This is a genomic window from Pseudomonas sp. AIG, assembly GCF_977020205.1.
On the sequence record NZ_CDROCK010000002.1, the window covers coordinates 118,733 to 134,168 of the forward strand.

At 56.8% G+C, this 15,436-nt stretch carries 17 protein-coding genes; 15 read left to right on the forward strand and 2 right to left on the reverse strand.

The window, feature by feature from the left end:
* The first annotated feature begins 3 nt into the window (after positions 1 to 3).
* From ACWR1S_RS01975 to ACWR1S_RS02040, 14 genes are all read left to right on the forward strand, one after another.
* A complete protein-coding gene (locus ACWR1S_RS01975) occupies positions 4 to 408 on the forward strand; it encodes a hypothetical protein (RefSeq protein ID WP_415761063.1) in 405 nt (134 codons plus the stop codon).
* A 224-nt stretch (positions 409 to 632) separates the two neighbouring features.
* Positions 633 to 1,382, forward strand: coding sequence for a lysozyme inhibitor LprI family protein (locus tag ACWR1S_RS01980; RefSeq protein WP_414894551.1), 750 nt, complete (start codon positions 633 to 635; stop codon positions 1,380 to 1,382).
* A gap of 47 nt (positions 1,383 to 1,429) precedes the next feature.
* Positions 1,430 to 1,855 (forward strand): hypothetical protein, encoded by a 426-nt coding sequence (locus ACWR1S_RS01985; protein ID WP_454562254.1) that lies wholly within the window; start codon positions 1,430 to 1,432, stop codon positions 1,853 to 1,855.
* An 8-nt stretch (positions 1,856 to 1,863) separates the two neighbouring features.
* On the forward strand, positions 1,864 to 2,325 hold the full coding sequence (locus tag ACWR1S_RS01990; RefSeq protein ID WP_454562255.1) for an XAC2610-related protein: 462 nt from the start codon (positions 1,864 to 1,866) through the stop codon (positions 2,323 to 2,325).
* 20 nt (positions 2,326 to 2,345) lie between these two features.
* Entirely contained in the window at positions 2,346 to 3,710 is a 1,365-nt protein-coding gene (locus ACWR1S_RS01995) for a lysozyme inhibitor LprI family protein (RefSeq protein ID WP_454562256.1), read from the forward strand.
* A gap of 139 nt (positions 3,711 to 3,849) precedes the next feature.
* On the forward strand, positions 3,850 to 5,244 hold the full coding sequence (locus ACWR1S_RS02000) for a TIGR01777 family oxidoreductase (protein WP_454562257.1): 1,395 nt from the start codon (positions 3,850 to 3,852) through the stop codon (positions 5,242 to 5,244).
* Positions 5,245 to 5,253: 9 nt separating this feature from the next.
* Entirely contained in the window at positions 5,254 to 7,704 is a 2,451-nt protein-coding gene (locus ACWR1S_RS02005) for an alpha/beta hydrolase (protein WP_454562258.1), read from the forward strand.
* A gap of 20 nt (positions 7,705 to 7,724) precedes the next feature.
* Positions 7,725 to 8,429: a hypothetical protein gene (locus ACWR1S_RS02010; protein ID WP_454562259.1), complete on the forward strand. Its 705-nt coding sequence runs from the start codon at positions 7,725 to 7,727 to the stop codon at positions 8,427 to 8,429.
* A 37-nt stretch (positions 8,430 to 8,466) separates the two neighbouring features.
* Positions 8,467 to 8,973: a hypothetical protein gene (locus ACWR1S_RS02015; RefSeq protein WP_454562260.1), complete on the forward strand. Its 507-nt coding sequence runs from the start codon at positions 8,467 to 8,469 to the stop codon at positions 8,971 to 8,973.
* Positions 8,974 to 8,977: 4 nt separating this feature from the next.
* Entirely contained in the window at positions 8,978 to 9,523 is a 546-nt protein-coding gene (locus ACWR1S_RS02020; protein ID WP_454562261.1) for a hypothetical protein, read from the forward strand.
* Positions 9,510 to 10,358, forward strand: a complete 849-nt coding sequence (locus tag ACWR1S_RS02025; RefSeq protein WP_150749851.1) for a tetratricopeptide repeat protein — start codon at positions 9,510 to 9,512, stop codon at positions 10,356 to 10,358. Before ACWR1S_RS02020 ends, ACWR1S_RS02025 begins: the two co-directional genes overlap by 14 nt.
* A gap of 2 nt (positions 10,359 to 10,360) precedes the next feature.
* Complete coding sequence (locus ACWR1S_RS02030; RefSeq protein ID WP_454562348.1) at positions 10,361 to 11,434, forward strand: tetratricopeptide repeat protein; 1,074 nt, start codon at positions 10,361 to 10,363, stop codon at positions 11,432 to 11,434.
* Positions 11,435 to 11,492: 58 nt separating this feature from the next.
* Positions 11,493 to 11,933 carry a hypothetical protein gene (locus ACWR1S_RS02035; protein ID WP_163004676.1) on the forward strand — a complete coding sequence of 147 codons (441 nt, stop codon included), beginning with the start codon at positions 11,493 to 11,495 and terminating at the stop codon, positions 11,931 to 11,933.
* A gap of 280 nt (positions 11,934 to 12,213) precedes the next feature.
* A complete protein-coding gene (locus tag ACWR1S_RS02040; RefSeq protein ID WP_223026512.1) occupies positions 12,214 to 12,375 on the forward strand; it encodes a hypothetical protein in 162 nt (53 codons plus the stop codon).
* Between the two features lie 115 nt (positions 12,376 to 12,490).
* On the opposite strand, the gene ACWR1S_RS02045 is transcribed toward ACWR1S_RS02040, so the two are convergent.
* The gene (locus ACWR1S_RS02045; RefSeq protein ID WP_454562262.1) at positions 12,491 to 12,862 is read right to left on the reverse strand and encodes a DUF6124 family protein; all 372 of its coding nucleotides are present in this window, start codon (positions 12,860 to 12,862) and stop codon (positions 12,491 to 12,493) included.
* A gap of 584 nt (positions 12,863 to 13,446) precedes the next feature.
* Between ACWR1S_RS02045 and ACWR1S_RS02050 the strand changes: the two genes are divergently transcribed.
* Positions 13,447 to 13,830: a helicase gene (locus ACWR1S_RS02050; protein ID WP_016985803.1), complete on the forward strand. Its 384-nt coding sequence runs from the start codon at positions 13,447 to 13,449 to the stop codon at positions 13,828 to 13,830.
* Positions 13,831 to 13,987: 157 nt separating this feature from the next.
* On the opposite strand, the gene ACWR1S_RS02055 is transcribed toward ACWR1S_RS02050, so the two are convergent.
* Complete coding sequence (locus ACWR1S_RS02055) at positions 13,988 to 15,388, reverse strand: aminoacyl-tRNA deacylase and HDOD domain-containing protein (protein WP_016985804.1); 1,401 nt, start codon at positions 15,386 to 15,388, stop codon at positions 13,988 to 13,990.
* Between the last annotated feature and the right edge of the window lie 48 nt (positions 15,389 to 15,436).

A 15,436-nucleotide genomic window follows, 5' to 3' on the forward strand; every position in this document is an offset into this window, starting at 1 on the left:
AAATTGAAAAATATTTTTCTATTGATGGCTTTGGCTTTCTCCTGCTGTGTATTTGCTACAGATGAGAAAAAAACAGCTGTAGATGTATACAAGGCAGATACAGCTATGGTCGCAGGCAAGTTGGTTCGTTATTATCAAACTTTATCTAGTCCATGCATTATGGTACAGATTCTCGTGCCGGGTGGAGGAGGTGCTGCAAGTAATTCAAAAAAATTCTGTAATGTCTCAGGAAAAAGTTTTAGTGATGACTTTTCTGAAGTTATTTTGGACCGTGGGGAATTTTCAAATGAAGGTCTTTCGCTCACTTTGAAGCTTATGCCTCTGACTGAAGGTCCAGATGTCGTTGAAGTATGCAGCTTTAAGATTGAAGGTGAGGCGCTAAGTGGGCCGAAGTGTAGTGTTAAGTAGCGGAAAATTAAAGACGGCGGATTAAAGTGGCGAATAACGAGAGGGAATGAGAGCAGGCTACTTTCTAGTGTTAAAGGGGACGGATTTATTTGTTGCGCTCGACTGCTTTGAATTTAGTTGAAAGTTTAAATAGATCTGGCCCGTTTGTCGGTTCTGACTCTATCTTCTGTCGCAAGCCCGTTGAGAATTGAACGGATTACTGAATCTTTTACGGACGCCAAGGAATGCAGATTTTCAAATTCAGCCTCATTTTTTTTCTTTCAATACTGTCGCCTGTGGTCATGGCTGAGGGCACGATGATTGCCACCATCCTTCAGGCCGACTTTTCCAAGGACCCGGAAGTCCGGTTGCTTGTCAGAGTCGTTGATGTGGGTGGCGGTTCGGATACCCCTTCCATGGCGGTTCGTAATCAATGCCTGGAGAGGAAGGCGTCCGCAGAACGTCCTGGGCCGGATCCGTGCTTTTCGATAGAGATCACTGAGAGCGATAAGCAACGGGCCATTGTTCGGCAAACGCTATTGAATGATCCTCAGCGCACAACCGACCCTATCTATTTGGAAATTGTTTATCGCTCGGAGGTCAGCGAAAGCGATCCGACGAATCACCATCAGCGATCCGCCACACTGAAGATCGAAGAAAACGGCCTCTACAATTGGAACAATGAGAGCGAACAGGCATTGGCGGACGTAGAGTGGTTTCCCTCGGGAAATGGTGTTCTTGATCTGATGGTTCCTGACGCGGATGCATTGTTGAATTCTGTATTTCGGGATCGTATGAGCCGGCTGGACGAAAGCGGTCAGAAAGCACTGAGGGAAACTCAAAGAGCCTGGATGAAATTTCGAGATGCGGAGTGCCAGGCCGACCCGAAATTGCATAAATCAGTTTTCGGTGAGTGGTCCGATGCCTGCCTGATTCGCGCGACGATAGAGCGTGCTCGCCAATTGGCTTTGGCACCGGACAAGAGCAGACGTTGAAACGGACAAGCCAGTGCATTCGCGCGAAAGCGTCGACTTGGATGAGCATGAACAAACTTTTCTTTCTCTTTTTTGCGCTATTTCCTTTAGGCGCTCAAAGCGCAGTCACCACCGAATCACTTTGCTTCGAACTATCCCAATCGAGCCCGGTAAAGTTCGAACTCCGTACCTACTACGACGAAGCCAGCAAATGGTCTGGTGGTTTCGTGAAGTACGCCAAATTAAGTGAGCCCATTTCCATTGTGTTGACGGATTCTCAGAATGAAGTCCTCGATCCCGACGCGCCTTGGCAGCACACCAGAATCTGGTCCGAAATCGTCAACGGCAAGGTCACGGGGACTTATGAGTTGATGACGCAAGGCTCGCAGATCGTCTCGATGTCTTACACAAAGCAGTCCAACGGTAAGGCTTATAGCTTCGGAATCAGCACCAGCATCGACTCCTCTCTCGAGTCCGGATGCAAGTGGGAGTAGGGCAGTACATGCAATTCAAAACTCTAGCGGTATCACTGCTCGGCCTGATGTGGACGATCCCGGCGTTAGCCGAAACCACCACGTTCAGCCCAACCAAAGGCGTCGACGCGACGCTGGTTCTAGAAGGCTCCAAGCTGAACATCGCGGTAAAAAGTGAAACGCACAGCGAGTCGCGAACCATCGATTTTGAAGCCGAAAACGAACTCCACATGCAGTTCGACGATTTCAATTTCGACGGCGCCAAGGATTTCGCGATCTGGCAACTCGATGACGGCATGGGCACTTACCACTACTACCGGGTATTCATTTACCAAGCCAAAACCGGCACGTTCGAAGAGTTGCAGCCGGACTGCGGCGATGGCTTCGTTAACCTGCGCGTCGACAAAAAACGTAAGGCGTTGCTCAGCACTTACTGGGAAATGAACATACCCAAGCAATGCATCACCCGATTCACCAAACGCAAAGCCTGAATGACTCAAGGATGAACACAGTGAACCGTTTTGTTTTAACCCTGCTGGCCGTATTGCTGCCGGCTACAGCTACCTATGCGCAGGAAGACTGCAGCAATGTCACCTCAAGTCTGGAAATGGTGCCCTGCTCGGAGTCGGCGAGGAAGGCTGCCGATGCGCAGTTGAATGTCAGTTACAAGCAGCTAATGACGCGACTTGAGTCTGACTATCGAGCAGATTCGGCATTGGGCGCGGAGTACGCTGCGAAGGTCAAAGAGTCGCAACGGGCGTGGTTGAAATTGCGCGACGCGAACTGTCCATTGGAGGCATTCGAGATCGAGGTGGGTAAGCCTGCTTACGTGGCGGTCAGCAACTTGTGCATCGCCAGAATGAGTCGCGAGCGCTCGGCGTATCTGGACAAGATTGTCCCAGCGCTTGCATCCGATAAGAGCGCTTCGACGGCACCGACCAGCGACGCTTGCCCCTCGGAGGAGTTCGCGCCGTTCCTGACGGCGTTTTCCGCCAACAGCGAATCACAGCGCCGTCTCACTGCGATGACGGTCAAGTCGCTGGTGTTGAAACCGGTAGCAGGAAAGGATCGAAGTACCTTTGAGCCTTCGACTTCGGGTGTCAGTGGAACTACTTTTACCTATCCGCTGATGGCCGCCATCACACCCGGCAAGACACCAGGTGTCGAGATCGAAGAGGTCGACGACAGTCACGTCAACGTGGTGGATAAACGGGCGGGCAACAGCAATATCAAGATCTTCAACTTCTCTCGTCAGGCGTGCTGGGTGCTTGAGGGGATTGAGGATTGGTCGATCAGTGAGAAGGATCTTGTCGCAACAGATAACCCGGGAATGAGCCGCGCCGAGAACTTCTGTTATCAGCGTGCAGAAGCGTTGGGCGGGCTAGGGTTTCTTGAGCAATACCCGCTGACGGTGGAGTTGATTGAAGCGTCGCTGGAAAATTTTGTCTGTGCTGCAGAGTCGGGTGATGCACAGGCGAGCCTGTCGGCGGCAAGCCTGAGCCTTTCGCAAATGGCGTCTCAGTTGGAAACCCCTAAGGTTGAGGCGCTGTTCAAAGCGGCCTCGAAAATACCGAGTGGCGCGTTGGCCTATGCCACGTTTTTTTGTGTCGGAAACTCCACCGACTATAACGGCCCTTGCCTCCATCCCGAGCAGGCAAAAGAGCAGGTCATTCGGGCGATCACCATGGGTTCCACAGACGCGATGAATTATCTGGCCTCGACCTTTGAAGGTGGGGAGCTTGGAACGAAGGATATGTCCCGAGCGTTAGCCTGTTATCAGATGGCGGCTGACAAAGGTAATCAGTTGGGCCTCTTCAACGTGGGGCGATTGGGATCGTCAGGCACAGCGCCGATCAAAGCCAGCCACTGCATTTGAATTTCGAGGGCATGTTTGAGGCGGTTTTGCAGGAGTTTTGCCTGAATCCTTCACGCTTAAACGTTTAATACTTGAGCATCTGACGACTGCGATTTTCCTTTAAACTCCCCACCCCCAAGGAATGCGCTCAGGACACGGAATGCCAGCCCCCTCGAACTCCCTTCGCCCAGCGTTAGTGCTCTGGCTATACGCCGCCGCAATCGTGCACATTCTCGCCGGTCTCACCCTGACCTGGGCCGGTCACTCCGGCTTACTCGACGGCTATCTGCACACCCTCGAACTCACATTCTGGGGCGCCGACCCGGTGCCCGTCGCCGGCCACGAACAACAAGTCTGGTGGCTCGCGCTGTTCGGCGCGACGCTGCAAAGTTATTCGCTGTACATGCTCGCGCTGGTGTACTTGGGCAATCGCTCGAAAGCCCCGGCAGTGTGGGTCTGGTTGATCGCCGGCATCCTGTTATGGGCGCCGCAGGACATGTGGCTCTCGGCGCAACAACAGGTCTGGTCGCACCTGTGGCTCGACGGTTTTGCTTTGCTGGTGTTGTTGCCGCCGCTGTTCTGGTTGTATCGGCATGACCGCCGAAAATCCCCTTCAGTAAAGGCACCGAGCCAATCCAACCCGTTTTCCGATGGCGCCTACAAACGAGTGCTAATCACCGGCGGCACCGGTTTTATCGGCGAAGCCTTGGTCAACCTAATGCTCGATGCCGGCCATTCGGTCAGCGTTCTAACGCGCGATCCATTGACCGCGGCCAATCTATTCAACGGTCGCATCCGCTGTGTACATTCGCTCAGCGAACTCAGCCACGACGAAACCTTCGACGTGGTGATCAATCTCGCCGGCGCGCCCGTCGCCGGCCCACGCTGGACTCCCAAGCGTCAGGCGCAACTGCTCGCCAGCCGAGTCGGCACAACCGAAGCACTGATGACCTGGCTGAAGAACACCAAGCAAAAACCAACGCTGTGGATTCAAGCCTCGGCCATCGGTTTCTACGGCGTGCGCGATGCCAGTGAAAGCCTCCACGAACACGCCAGCAAGGGTGACGGTTTCATGGCCGAACTCTGTGCGCGTTGGGAAGCCGCCGCGCAACCGGCCACCGAGTTTGGCGTGCGTCAGGTGGTGCTGCGCCTAGGCGTAGTGTTCGGTCCCGGCGGTGCGTTGACGCCGTTGCTGCTGCCGTTCCGCCTGGGTTTCGGCGGGCGCATGGGCGATGGTCAGCAGATCATGAGTTGGGTGCATCGCGACGATGTGCTTCAGGTGATCGCGCGGGCTTTCAACGACGAAAATCTGCGTGGCACCTACAACATGGTCGCGCCCGAGACGGTCAGTCAGGCAGCGTTCGCCGAGCAGGCCGGCAAGGTCCTCAAGCGTCCGGTGTGGTTGCACATTCCCGCCGCGCCAGTGCGTGCAATGGCGGGGGAAATGGCGCAGCTGTTTTTCGATGGTCAGCGCGTGGTGCCGCAGCGTTTGACTGAGGCTGGCTACACATTCCGTTTTCCAACCCTCGACGCCGCTCTGCGCGATCTGACCTGAGTGCCGCTCATGAGCAAGCCGTTGATGTACCTGCTGGCCGGCAATGGCAGCGCTGCCGATTGGTGGGATGACGCACTGCCGCACTTCCAGCGTTACGACGTGGTGCCGCTGGAGTTGCCGGGCTTCGGCGCCAATCCGCTGCCACCCTGCGAGGATCTGGCGGACTACGCGCAGACCTTGTTGGCGATGACGCAGAAGGGCAGCGCGATCATGGCAGTCGGGGTCAATGCGTTGCTGGTGTTGCATGCGTTGCAACGTCGGCCCGGGCATTTTTCCCGCAGCGTTTTGTTGGCGCCGGTGGGGGCGTTTTTGTGGCAGCGGCGTTTGCCGGCGCTGATGTCGCCGCTGCCGATTCGTAAGACCATTCACTGGCTGTTGTCGAACAAACCCACGCTGTTCGCGCGCAAGTTTTCCAACCAGACCTGGACGCCCGCGCAGTACCAGCGCATGGGCGCCGGCTATGCGCGCTGCCGTGCGTTTGTGCCGCACTGGGATCTGATTCGCGCCGATACCGCGTTGCCGCTGCTGGAGTGGATCACCGATCCGGTCGAGCTGGTTTGGGGCGATCAGGACGCTGTGCTCGGCATCGAGCAAGCGGCGGCGTGGTCGGCGATTCTTGCGCGCGCTGATCTGACCATCAGCCTCAAATCTGGTTGGGGTCATTACCCGTGGATCGACTCGCCCGCCGAATTCGCGCAGTGGCTGGAGTCGGGCGAGCGCGGGTTTGTCGCGCACACCAAGGGCGGGCGTTTGCGCCTGGCTGAACTGGCCCGGCAACCGGTGCCGGCAGCGCTGACGCTCAACGATTGCAGCGATCCGCGTCTGCCGGCATTTCTCGCCGCCCAACCTGATGTGACCTGGGCGGTGCGCTCCTCCAGTTATGGCGAAGATCAGGCTGATTCGGCGAATGCCGGTTTGAGCACCACCTATCTGCGCGAGCCGACCGCCAATGTGCCGAAACGCATCGCCGAACTGACGGCCGAAGGCGTCGAGGAAGTGGTGGTGCAGCGCTTCATCACCCCGGTAGTTTCCGGGATCGCTTTTGTGCGCCATCTCTCGGTAGAACTGGAGTGGGTTGAAGGCCATCTCGAATCGCTGGCCGACGGTCACGTCAGCCCTTCGCGAGCAACGCTTTCGCGGCTCGGCGATGCGTGGCGAAGCGGCACGTTCACGCCGTCCCACGGCTTGACCGAGGACCTGCTGTGGCGCTTTCTGCAAGACGTGCTGCGCGTGTTCCACTACGTGCCCGGCGACGTCGAATGGGCCTGGGATGGCGCGCAACTGTGGCTGCTGCAATACCGACCGATCAGCGACTACGGCTGGCGCCGGCACCTGACCGCCGCGAACATCGCCGAGATCCTGCCGCCGCAACCGAGCGTTCTGGTGGAATACGCCCAGCGCCGCGCGGCAGCGAGTATCCCTGCGATCATGGCGCGTTGGGATGCGCGGGTGTTGCAGGACAACGAGCCGTTCACTGCGGTGTTCGGCGGCGCGTCCTATATCAACAATGATCTGTTTCTCGCCCGGCTGGCCGACTGGGGCATCAGCGCCAGCAACTACGCCGGTGAAGTTGGCGGGGCGACTCCGCATCTGCCGTGGCGACCGCTGAAGATGCTGCGTTCGTTGCCGCTGTTTTTGCGTATGCAACGCAAGGCTCGCGGCCATTTGCTGAGCCTTGAAAACGGCTTGCAGCGCTTCGATCGGGAGCTGACCGAACTTGTCGCCCAAGGCGCCGATGGCCAACAACTCGCGGACTGGTTCACCCGGTTTTACGTGTTCGTGGTGCAAGGCAATCTGTGCATCGCCACGGCGCTAGCCAGCAGCGGCGGCGACTGGCTTGGGCGCCCGCCGACCGCGTACGACAACCTTGAAAACAGTCCGCATCGATTGCCGTGGGAAACCGATCCGGCTACACCTCGACCCGCGTCGAGCGAACTGCCGCTACAGCCATTCCCGCAATGGTCAGGGCTGATCCGCTTCGCGCATTCGACCGGCCTGCCGGGCCTGCGCGGTTACTACCTGCAAGTACGCGAGTGGTATCGCGACAACCTCATGCGCATCTTCTTTCGTCTGCACCACGCAATGCCGTTGGCGGACCGCGAGCACTGGTTTGCGGCGCATCCCGAGGTGCGCACCCGAGGCGGCAGCTTCTGGCAGGACGGTCGCGAAGGTACGGAGCAGGCCACCGGGTTCATGATTTATCCGGGGCAGGTGCAAGGCATCCTCGGCGCCGACATCCTGCTCGAAGACACCCTCGATCCGGGGCGGCATGCGCATTACCAAACCGCGCGGGCGGTGATTGCGCGGATGGGCGGGCGCTTGTCGCACGGTTCGACGTTGTTGCGCGAATTGCGCAAGCCGTCGGCGGTGATGCCGCAGGTGGATTCGGCGTGGGTGGGGTGTGAGGTGTTGTATAGGGATGGTGAGTTGCAATTGATTAATTCGAAGGATGCGAAGTGAAACTACGATACCTCCGCGAATTGATCTTTGGTCTGGTCGCGTTTTTACAGGTGGAATATGTGACTGCCGCAGGTCCTGTATTGGTCGGTAACGAGCCCGGCCAGTCGCCGGTTGCGCAAGGCCCGACCGAGACAACTGTAGACATGGGTTCGTGTCGGTTCTCCATGCCACTGCTGCAGAACCAATGGCTGAAGTTCGACGATTTCTATTCGGTATTTATCGCAGCCAAACAACTGCCCAAACCGTCAAGCGCCCCCAGCTTGTGGCAAGCGCAGACGTCGAGTGGTGCCGACTGGCACTTCGAGAAACACGGTGACCTGAGCCAGCCGTGGTTTGGTTTGATGTGTGAAAACTCGGAGTACTTTTCGCTTCTCACCGACTGGAAACCCCCGGTAGACGATGTGTTTGCGGTGCAAGTCCTGCGTGACGACAACGACCGCAGGTGTCCGGCGACTCGTACCGATCAGGGCTGGGTGCCCAACTCTCTGGCGGGTCGTGCGAATACCTACACCTTCGAACAATGGGGAGGGGAGAATTCTTCGGGTTTTATCTTCGGTTTCCACGACAAATCACGACGGCACATTACCCGCATCGCTTTTTGCCTGCTGAGGGGCAAAGACGTGCTGATCGGCTCGGCGGAATCAGGTTCATCCGCCCCGTTGGCGATCAGCAACGAAGGATTCGAGCAAATCAGGAAAGCGGTGCGCGGCATTGCCTTCGAATGAACACACCCAAAATGACTTGCGTCGATGGAGTTACAGCGTGAAAGGATTTTCGGTTCTTCTCGGCAGCCTGTTATTGGTTGCCGCATCCATAGCATTCGCGGCCGATCCAGCCTTCAAGGATTACAACGTCACGCCAGTTTTCACCGGCCCCAACCATAAGCTGGTGCGGCAAGAAAACAGCAGCCCAATGATGGACCAAGCACGGGTGCAAGCCCTGAAAGGCAAGGTCAACTTCGCCGGCCATTACATCCTGCACCGGTTAGGTTGTGGCGGCAGCGCCATTTGCGGCGAAGTGCTGGACGCCCAGACTGGGGAAGTCGTTGGCGGTCTGCCGAATGCTTACGACGGCAGCACCTTCGGCATGGTCTACCAGCCCGACAGCCGCTTGATCATCGTCTCCGGCGTCACGCTCGACGGTGAAGAGGACGCCCAAGGGAATGCGTTGGAAAGCGGTAACCGGGATCGTTACTACGAGTTTGTGAACAACGAATTCCGGCTGCTGAGCATGACCGACGTGGAATCGTCGCCGATGGATGAGGAGTGAGTGGATGATCCGTCTTCTCGCGGGCAGCCTTTCGCTGCTGCTCTCTCTGCCAGCCTTCGCCGCGCCTTCGGACGCCTTTACCCAGCGCGATATCATGCAGTGTGGCGGTGTTGAAGTGGTGTTGGTTTCGTCCTGCCGATCCGTGACAGTGCAGGACACGGAAACCCACGTCATCCCGGTCTGCTCCGACCAGACCATCAACATCGGTAGCAAGGTGCTTCGACGCGATATCAGCAAAGTTTCACAACTCACTTCCGACGGTGCGAAGACGAAGATGTTGAGCAATGTTGTTGTGGCGATGGATTGCGTGGATGGCGCCAAGGGCAGCCTTGTTTCGATAGGCGGATATGGCGGTTGTGGTGCCTGCGCGGAGTGGCACGGGTATTACTCGACAGTAGGGCGATTGGAGCAATACAGCTTCGATAATAACCAGCGCTCTTTTGGCTCGAAGGGATCTCGGGAAGAGCTGATCAAGGCCTATGGCGTTACGAAGAGACAGCTAATGTCAGAAAGCCCAGCGGTGAAAAGGATCGTCTATGGCCAGCCTTAAGTGGGTGTTGATGATCGGCGGTTTGTTCAGCGCTACCAATGTCTTTGCCGTTGACCCGCCAATAGTGGGAGCCGCCGGAAACACAGTGACGTTCCAGGCAAAAAAATGGACATCACCCGTCGTGGAATCTACCACTGCCTGGTTCACCGCGAATGGAAAAACGTTCCCGTTGTTTCATGCCGGCATTGGTGCCCAGGCTTATCCTGAATGGCTCAGCCCTGACAAAAAATTTCTACTGGCGACTGCGGTGGAGTACGGCGTAGTCATAGGTGAGGGCGGTGAGGAAATAGCGACATCACAAGGGCATTGCGATGTGATCTCGATGGAAACCGGTTGCGTGCTTGCTGAGAGTTACGAGCGGTTTTGTGAGGGAAAATGGGTAGGCAAGCAATGGGTTTCCGAAGAGGGCGGGGTGCTCAATCCTGTCTTGGAGACTAAGTCACCCAAGGACCTGCTGAAAAATGCTTCGAGTATCCAGCCTGCGCAGTCCCGAGCAGAGTCCATCGAATGGAGCCTGAGCTTTTTAAGCCCGGAATCCTACATGGCGTGTCATCCCCCGGCGCAAAATGTTCAGACTTACAACGACCTCGGTTTCTACTTGGCCGAGGGCGGCAACGATGAGTTGGCGTTGAAGTTTTATCGAGGCGTTGAAGCAGTCGGCAAACGCACGGTGCTGATGCTGAACATGGCTGATTCGCTGTGGCGACTTGATCGGCAAGAAGAAGCGCAGCGTTATTACCGCGAGTACGGCGAAGCGATGACTGCTGCTGGTAAAGCGCAGAAAATTCCGCAACGAGTCGTTGAGCGATCTGAAATTCAGGGACTGAGACAGTGAATATGTTCTTCCGCTTTATCGTGTTGAGCCTTGGGCTGCTAACCACTTCATACGCACTCGCTGCCCCACAAGTCCTGAAAGAAATTCCGGCTAGCTTGCTGGGTGATGTATCACGGCAAAAGGTGTTTGTGCTGGCGGGTGATGCGGACGAAGTTTCTAACCGATTGTTGATTGCGCCGGAACAAGCACGTAACGAGGACATATTGCTCGATACGTCGAAGGCGCTGCCTCTGATCAAGAGTCAGTACTCGTCTGCGCTTCAGGGTGTCTTCAGCGTCCATGTACTCAAAGGTCGCCCTGGCGTCATGACTGTCATTGATCCGCAGGCTGAGGAAGCTGTGGTCAAGCAGCCGTTCGTTGAGGCTGGGGATTACATCGCGCTGGTAACCAGCGAGGAAGATAACGCGGTTTACAACTTCAACCTGTTGTTCGCCTTCAATAGAGGCTCAAAGCAGTTTGAGCTGAAAGCTCTACTGGAAGTGGCGAACAACGACTCCTGTGATCGGTCGCTTGTCAGCGTAGTGGAGTTGCCAGTGCAGACATTGGGTCCGATCACTCTCGCCTCTTTCGATGGGCGTGAGGCGCTGCAGAAGCTGCAGGTTGCTCGTACTGGCAGTATTGAGGGCGTTAGAAAGAAATTGATGACCGTCGATTCAGCTGATCTGCTGGATATGGCGCTGGCAGCCTACCGAAAGGGTGATGACTCTTCCTTCAAGGATACGATGAGCTACGCGTTGATGGGTGGTGGTTCACATGACACTTGTCCCCCGGATAGCTATATCGCCGCAAAGTACTACTACCCGCAGCGTCCCGGCTGGTCCAACGACCTCGGTTTTCTGCTCGGCGAGGCGGGTTACTACGCAGAGTCCATTGAACTGTTGAATGCGGTAATTGCACACAACCCAGAGCGGACGGTGGCTTACCTGAATCTCGCAGATAGCTATTGGGCTATGAACGATAAAGAGCGAGCGGTGCCGGCGTACAAGCAATACGCATCGCGTATGTCGGAAGCGGGAAAGGCTTCGAAGATCCCGGCGAGGGTGGTTGAGCGCAGCGCTGTGGCGCCCGAGGCGTGACCAGCGCTCGGTGAGTTGCTGAAAGCATGTTTTTTATTACCCATGAACCGCTAAAGGAATGTTCGGTTTGAAATTTTCGTCTGCATTGTTTTCCGCGTTGCTCGTTTTCGTTCCTCTGGCGGCTCATAGCGAGGTCACGACCGAGGTTTTTTGCTTCCGCTCCTACGAAGGCAAACCCATAAATTTTGAATTCAGAACCTATTACGACTCTGTCGCCAAATGGAGCGGTGCTGGCGTCAAATACAGCAAGTCAAAAAAGGCTATTGGGTTGGTTCATCGCAGTACTGAACAAGAAGAACTCGTGTATGGCCGGCCCTACCAGTACACGACAACTTGGGTTGAAGTAGTTGATGGCGCACTGACAGGTGAGTATCAGATGGTCACTCAGGGAGGCCGGGTTGATGCGATGTCGTATACGAATTACAAATCCGCAAAGAAGTATTCTTTTGAAAACGATTACAACGTGGATTCGAAACCTGAAACGGGTTGCCAATGGTGAGGCAGAGAATATTCAGGAAGGGAACTTAACGTCCCTTTATGGGTAGTCAATCCCGTCTCGCCGATGCGTGATGAGTCAGCGACAGGGATTGAATCTGCGGTTTGCTTCGATCAGATAATCAATGTCGGGGTGTTTCCGGCGGGTATTCAAGAGCTTTCAAATATCGCTACTCTCTGGACCTTCAAAATTGCCATTGATTATCCATGCCCAAGAATCAAGGGGGCGGGTGGCGCCGCCAGACAGGGCGATCCAGTCAGATTTCGAGACCCGAGAGGTTTCCATGAAAAAGTCCAAACATGAACCAAAGCCTGTGATGGCTGCCCGGTTGCAGGCTGAAGCTCGCGAAGTTTTGGCCAAGCGCTCTGGTAAGCGCAGCCGCTTTCTGGATGTTGCTCTGTCCAATGGCAGTGACTTCGAGCCTGTCGGTCGACTGGCCGGCTGAAGGTTTCGGATTCTCAATAAAGCTGCCGTGATTGGCAGCTTTTTTGTGTCTGGGTTTTTACAGGTAGTTGCAGAAAGGGGACTTAACGTCCCCTTTTTTTCATCCGCAAATCTCGCTACGGCTTGGCCGCCACGTTTCGCACTTCAATCTGGTCGAGCGTCCCTTCCACCATCAGTCGCACACCGTCCGCCATTCTGCTCAGGGCAAGCGCTACCGAGCGGCGGGAGCCGTGGAGGTCGTCGGCGAGGTCGCAGGCGATGACGCTGATGGACAGGAGGTCTTCGGAGGCGTTGGCCATGAGGGCTTCGGCGTCGGTGCCGGGGGAGAGTTTGAAGAGGCCGTTCTCGCGTTTGGGGTGTGGATCGACGGCTGGTTTGAAATGGTGGTCGAGGGCGCGCTCGGCGGCTTCGTGGAATTTCTTTGATTCCAGGGTTTCGTAGGGCGAAACGTCTGGGGATTCTGGCGGATTGGGTGTTGGTTTGATCATTTTGAATATACCGATTAAGGAGCTAACACCCTTTCGCTCGCACTTCGAATTAGGTGGCAGCTGTGTATAGGTGTGCAAGACCGGCAATCGGCAAACCGGCAGACCCGAAGGTCTCCCACACACAGCTGCCATAACGATTTGCGAGCATAAGAAAACGCTCGGTGAATAGCTATAACCGATAGTGTGCCGATGCGGACTTGCACGTCCGTATCGCCGATTTTGCGGCGACACACAGAGCCTATCGATAGACGGGCAACTCGCCTAGTTCATGGACAGCACCGCACTTTGCAGGAAATTTCCCATAGATTCGCGGGCCGGAAGATCAAAAGATCGCAGGCTTCGCCGGCTCCTACAGGGATGTGTTTCAACAGGTGTAGGAAAGGTGAGTGGTGAGACGCGGAGCGTCTCGGGATGCATTCCCACGCGGAGCGGGGAACGATCAGTGGGCGAGCGCTGAACCGTGACTTGGTGGTCATCGTGCGGGAAATGGTCCGTATCCTCTTCCAACAGCGTCAGATACTGGCGTTATCGTCCGAATCCCTTACACTGCCCCGGCCGTTCATTTTCCTTTTGAGGCTGTGCGCATGAAATTTCGTTTTCTTCTGTGGATGATGGGTTTGTTGATGGGTAAGGCCAGCCGGACAAATCCTGCGTTCCAGCAGCAGTTGGGTGACAAGGATCTGGTGTTTCAGCTGCAGACGCTGGACGGGAAAGTGGCGCGGCATTTCGTGGTCAAGGATCAGCGCATTACCAGCAAGTCTGGCGTGGTGGCTGAGCCGGCGTTTGCGATTGCGTTTAAAGATGCCGGTTATGGCTTTGCGACGATGCAGGCGAAGAACAAGCAGTTGGCGTTTATGCAGGGGATTCAGGACAAGTCGATCCAGCTCAAGGGTAATCCGGCGCTGGTGATGTGGTTTCAGGGGTTGATGAAGTATTTGGTGCCGAGGAAGGCTAAGCCTAAGGCTTGAGCCTTTGCTGACGCGGAGCGTCACGGGATGCATTCCCACGCGGAGCGTGGGAACGATCAGGGGCGGTCTGGTAGACCGAGTTGGATTCTTCGCGAGCAAGCTCGCTCCCACAGGAGGTCACCGAAACCTTGTGGGAGCGAGCTTGCTCGCGAAGCTTTTAGGCCTGGCTGAACTGCGAGGCCAGTTCACGCAGCAGCACTTCGGCTTCGAGGACTTTGCTGACGACGTCGTTGGCCTTGTCGCGAGTCAGGCCCACACGTTCAAGCAGCGCGTCGGGGATGTCTTCATCCGGGCCGGACCCAATACCACGGCTGCGCAGCAGGCGCACGGCCAGGCAGACGAGGTTCGGGTATTCGGCGTAGGCGCCGTCGTAGCTTGGGTCGTGCTGGAAGCGCAGGGCGGTGGCCAGCTCATCCGGCATGTCCCAGTAGCGCATCAGCCACGAGCCGATCTGTTCACGGCTGATACCGAGCAGGTGTTGCTCGATGTAGCTGTGGCACAGGTGCGGGTTGACCTCCAGGTGGCGGCAGATCAGCGAGAAGTGCGGCGGGAACACGTGGGCCAGCAGCAGGTAACCAAAGTTGTGCAGCAGACCAGCCAGGTACGTCAGGCCGGCTTCCGGGCGCTGGGCGCGCGGCATGGCGCGAGTCAGACCTTCGATGACGGCGGCGGTGTAGATCGACTGCTGCCAGTACGGCGTGGTGTGTTGCGGGTGGTCTTTCGGCAGGCTCAGGGTCTTGCCGAGGGCCAGGCCCAGCGCGAGGTTGATCACCAGATCGAAGCCGAGTACGCGGACGATCGCGTCTTCCACCGAACGAATCTTGCCCGGCGAGGCGTAGTACGGCGACGCCGCCCAGCTCACCACTTGTGCGGCCAGTGCCGGGTCGGTTTCAACGACGCCGGTGATGTCGTCGATGGTGGCGTTGGGGTCGACGCGCAGTTTGATGATTTTTTGCGCAGTCTCGGCCAGCGGCGGAATCTCGATGGTCGCTTCCAGACGCTGCTGAATGCGCCGCGCAGTGAAGGCTTGTACGGCCTGGGTGATTTCCTCGCGGTCATCGTCCGGGCGGTCGAGGTTCGGACGGATGCTACTCAGGGCTTCGCCGAAATTGGCGGCGCTGGCCTTGGTCAGCATGGTCTTGAAGTCTTCGCTGGCGATTTCCAGCAGCAGGCCCGGCTCGCCGGAGTTGATCAGCAACTTCGGTTCGCGCAGCAGGCTCTCTTCGTAGAGGCACGGCGAACTGGTCAGCGCCGGCAGGCCTGGCAGCAGGCTCAGGCTGTGCTTGCCGAGCATCTTTTCCAGGCGCTCGGTGGACACGGCGGTCAGGCGCCGGCCAGTGAGTTCGGCGAGGCGGTTGAGGTCGAGCAATTGGCTCTGCGGAAACAGCACCATCAGCGCGCCGACGGCGTCGTCCAGCAACACGGCTTGTACCTTGCGCGAGGCATTGAGGCCGTGGTGGTCGAGCACTTCTTCGTAGGCGATGCCCAGCTTGCCTAGCAGCAGCCGAATGACAGACGGCGCGTGCGGGGATTCGGGGGCGAGAGCGGCTTCGGTCATGATCTGTATCCGTTTTTGAAACAATGGCAGGAGTATAACCAGCTTGGT